The sequence below is a fragment of the Mycolicibacterium arseniciresistens genome (assembly GCF_030519285.1).
GTDB classification, from domain to species: Bacteria; Actinomycetota; Actinomycetes; order Mycobacteriales; family Mycobacteriaceae; genus Mycobacterium; species Mycobacterium arseniciresistens.
The window spans coordinates 1-3,432 of the sequence record NZ_JAUMSQ010000457.1; the positions used below are offsets into that span (position 1 = coordinate 1).

At 68.7% G+C, this 3,432-nt stretch carries 3 protein-coding genes and 1 pseudogene; 1 reads left to right on the top strand and 3 read right to left on the bottom strand.

The genetic code is table 11. From position 1 onward, the window contains the following. Window positions 1–224 precede the first annotated feature (224 nt). Genes Q2100_RS30375 through Q2100_RS30385 form a run of 3 tightly spaced genes read right to left on the bottom strand, consistent with a single transcriptional unit; the run spans window position 225 to window position 3,147 of the window. Entirely contained in the window at window positions 225–1,235 is a 1,011-nt protein-coding gene (locus Q2100_RS30375; RefSeq protein WP_302917005.1) for an SMP-30/gluconolactonase/LRE family protein, read from the bottom strand. 11 nt (window positions 1,236–1,246) lie between these two features. Continuing rightward, complete coding sequence (locus Q2100_RS30380; RefSeq protein ID WP_264012931.1) at window positions 1,247–2,632, bottom strand: aspartate aminotransferase family protein; 1,386 nt, start codon at window positions 2,630–2,632, stop codon at window positions 1,247–1,249. Continuing rightward, on the bottom strand, window positions 2,629–3,147 hold the full coding sequence (locus Q2100_RS30385; protein ID WP_264012932.1) for an Lrp/AsnC family transcriptional regulator: 519 nt from the start codon (window positions 3,145–3,147) through the stop codon (window positions 2,629–2,631). The genes Q2100_RS30380 and Q2100_RS30385 overlap by 4 nt, the downstream gene beginning before the upstream one ends. Window positions 3,148–3,269: 122 nt before the next feature. On the opposite strand from Q2100_RS30385, the pseudogene Q2100_RS30390 reads away from it, so the two are divergent. Then, window positions 3,270–3,432, top strand: a pseudogene (locus tag Q2100_RS30390) (gamma-aminobutyraldehyde dehydrogenase); the annotation flags it as partial.

Below are 3,432 nucleotides of genomic sequence, written 5' to 3' on the forward strand. Positions count from 1 at the left end.
GAGCAGAGCCGGCGCCGCGGCCATCGCCGCGACGGCCAGCAGCCCCGCGGCGCGGGTGCAGAGCATGCGTGACTTGGCCATCGTCTGCGCAGATTAAGCGACCGGCGACCGCATTGCGCGGAGGCACGCTGTGACAGGAGTGGTTGATGTGACTCGGGCCGGCATTGAGTTTGCTTCCAGATCGCGATGGCGGGCCGAATCGCGATCTCACGACAATCTCAACGTCAGGACAGCGACAACTCGCTCAGCGGGACGTGCGCGACGGCGTCCGAACCGATGCAGCCCAGCCAGAGCCGGTCGCCGGCCTCGACCAGACCGGTCACCATGCCGAAGTCGGGATGGGTGGTGCGCAGCCCGGCGACCGGACGGCCGTCGTCCGGATCGAACGCCACCGCCCACACCTCGGGTGCGAGTTGCGGCGCGAACCGCTCGGGCAGCCGCCAGAGGAGTTGGCGCAGGATCGGCGCACGGGGCGCCAGCCACTCGGCGGTGGTGTTGAGCGGCGACACCATCGCACACCAGATCCGGCCGTCGGCGCCGGTGGACAGGTTGTCCGGGTGTCCGGGCAGGCCCGTCACGAGCGGTGTCACCTGACCCGCCTGCGGGCCGGTCAGCCAGTACTTGGACAGCCGGCGGGCCAGCGTCTCGGCGAACACCAGCGCCGATCCGTCGGCGGTCGAGGTGACACCGTTGGTGAAGTACAACCCGTCGAGCACGGTGCTGACCGTCCCGTCGGCGGATCGCCGGAACAGTCCGCCGCGCCCTCGTGCCTCCAGCACCGCACCCTTGAAGTGCTGATAGGTGAACGCGCTGGTCGACTCGGTGAAATAGATTGTGCCGTCGGCTGTCTCGATGACATTCGAGCAGAACTGCAGGTGCCGGCCGTCGACGTGCTCGACCAGCGGCTGCACGACGCCGGTGCCCGGGTCGAGCGTCAGGAGGCCGCGCGGGCTGTCGCAGACGAGCAGTCTGCCGTCGCGCGCGACCGCGAGTCCCAGCGGCCGGCCACCGGTGTCGGCGACCACGGTGACCCGGCCGTCGGGATCGATCCGCAGGATCCGGCCGTCGTCCACCCCGGTCCACACCGCGCCGTCGGCGTCGACGACCGCATCCTCCGGGGCGTGGCCGGGTACCGGGACGACGGTGACTGCGGGAGCGGGCAATTCAGGCAGCGGTGTCACCGGCGGCGGCTGCCACCGCACCGGGTCGATCGGCGGCTTCCGTTGCGGCGACACCCGCCTACCTCCTAGATTCGCCGGCTCGCCTCGCCCAGCACGCTGTGCAGGATCTCGTAGATCGCGTCGAACTCGGCCTGCCCGCTGATCAGCGGCGGCGCCAGCTGCACCACCGGGTCGCCGCGGTCGTCGGCGCGGCAGTACAGGCCCGCCTCGAAGAGCGCCGGGGTCAGGAAGCCGCGCAGGAGCCGCTCGGACTCCTCGTCGTTGAAGGTCTCCTTGGTCGCCTTGTCCTTCACCAGTTCGATGCCGTAGAAGTAGCCCTCACCGCGGACGTCGCCGACGATCGGCAGGTCGTAGAGCCGCTCGAGGGTGGCGCGGAACGCCGGTGCGTTCTCCTTGACCCGGGCGTTGAGGCCTTCGCGTTCGAAGATGTCCAGGTTGGCCAGCGCGACGGCGGCCGACACCGGGTGACCGCCGAACGTGTAGCCGTGGGCGAAGGCGGTCTTGCCGTCGTTGAACGGCTCGAACAGCCGGTCACTCGCGATCATCGCGCCGATCGGCGAGTAACCGGAGGTGAGGCCCTTGGCGCAGGTGATGATGTCCGGCACGTAGTTGAAGTCGTCGCAGGCGAACATCGAGCCGATCCGGCCGTACGCGCAGATCACCTCGTCGGAGACCAGCAGCACGTCGTAGCGGTCGCAGATCTCGCGGACCCGCTCGAAATAGCCTGGCGGCGGCGGGAAGCAGCCGCCGGCGTTCTGCACGGGCTCGAGGAACACGGCCGCCACGGTGTCGGGACCCTCGAACTCGATGGCCTCGGCGATGCGGTCGGCGCAGTACTGGCCGAAGGCCTTCTCGTCGTGCTGGTAATTGGCCGGAGCGCGGTAGAAGTTGGTGTTCGGCGCGCGGAACCCGCCGGGGGTGAGCGGCTCGAACGGCGCCTTGAACGCCGGCACGCCGGTGATCGCGAGCGCGCCCTGCGGCGTGCCGTGGTAGGCCACCGCACGCGAAACCACCTTGTGCTTACCGGGTTTGCCGACCAGCTTGAAGTACTGCTTGGCCAGCTTCCACGCGCTCTCGACGGCCTCTCCGCCACCGGTGGTGAAGAAGACGCGGTTGAGGTCGCCGGGTGCGTAATTCGCCAACCGCTCGGCCAGTTCGATCGCCGGCGGCGTGGCATAGGACCACAGCGGGAAGAACGCCAGCTGCTCGGCCTGCTTGGCGGCGGCCTCGGCCAGTTCGGCGCGGCCGTGGCCGACCTGGACCACGAACAGCCCGGACAGGCCGTCGATGTAGCTGCGGCCCTTGTCGTCCCAGATGGTGGTGCCCTCGCCGCGGGTGATGATCGGCGGGGAGATGTTCTCGCCGTGGCGGGCGAAGTGCCCCCACAGGTGCCGGCTGGCCTTCGCGGCCAGATCGGTTGTCACTGGTTCGGTGATATCGGTCGTTGTCATCGTGTACCCCAATTGTATTGCTGCTTAACGAGTCTCAAATAAACAAGCGTTTCGGTGGATATCACTCCCGGCAGTGCGCGGATCTGGGTGTTGAGCAGGTCGAGCAGGTCGTCGTCGTCCTCGCAGACCACTTCGACGATCGCGTCGAACGATCCGGCGGTGAGCACGACGTAATCGACCTGTGCCATCCCGGCGAGCTTCTCGGCGATCTTGGTGGTGTCACCGGTGCAGCGGATGCCGATCATCGCCTGGCGGGCGAACCCGAGCTGCATCGGATCGGTGACGGCGACGATCTGCATGACGCCGGCGTCGACCATGCGCTGGACCCGCTGGCGCACGGCGGCCTCCGAGAGGCCGACGGCCTTGCCGATGCCGGCGTAGGAGCGCCTGCCGTCCTGCTGCAACTTCTCGATGATCGCCTTGGACAGTTCGTCGAGCTGGAACGCGCCGGGCCGCGACGGGTTGACGCGCAAGCCGACGGGCGGGGTGACGGGTTGACCATCCGGATTGGTCATGCCAGTGATTGTGCACGGAATCCGTCGTTGCGGGCAACCAGACGTATGAAATCGATTGTTTTAACCCTGCGCGGCGGCTGGATTGCGTAGCCATGCGCGGGGCCGTCCGTTAGCGTTGGCGCATGACCGTGGCGACGAACGTGGCAGGCAGTTGGATCGACGGGGCGGCGGTGGCGACCTCGGGGGAGAACCACCGGGTCATCGATCCGGCGACCGGCCGGGTGGTCGCCGAGTACGCGCTGGCCACCCCCGGTGACGTCGACGCGGCGGTCGCCGCCGCCCGCC

Coding starts and splice junctions, on each gene's coding strand:
- Q2100_RS30380 (WP_264012931.1), bottom strand. CDS start 2,632: ATGACAACGACCGATATCACCGAACCAGTGACAACCGATCTGGCCGCG.
- Q2100_RS30385 (WP_264012932.1), bottom strand. CDS start 3,147: ATGACCAATCCGGATGGTCAACCCGTCACCCCGCCCGTCGGCTTGCGC.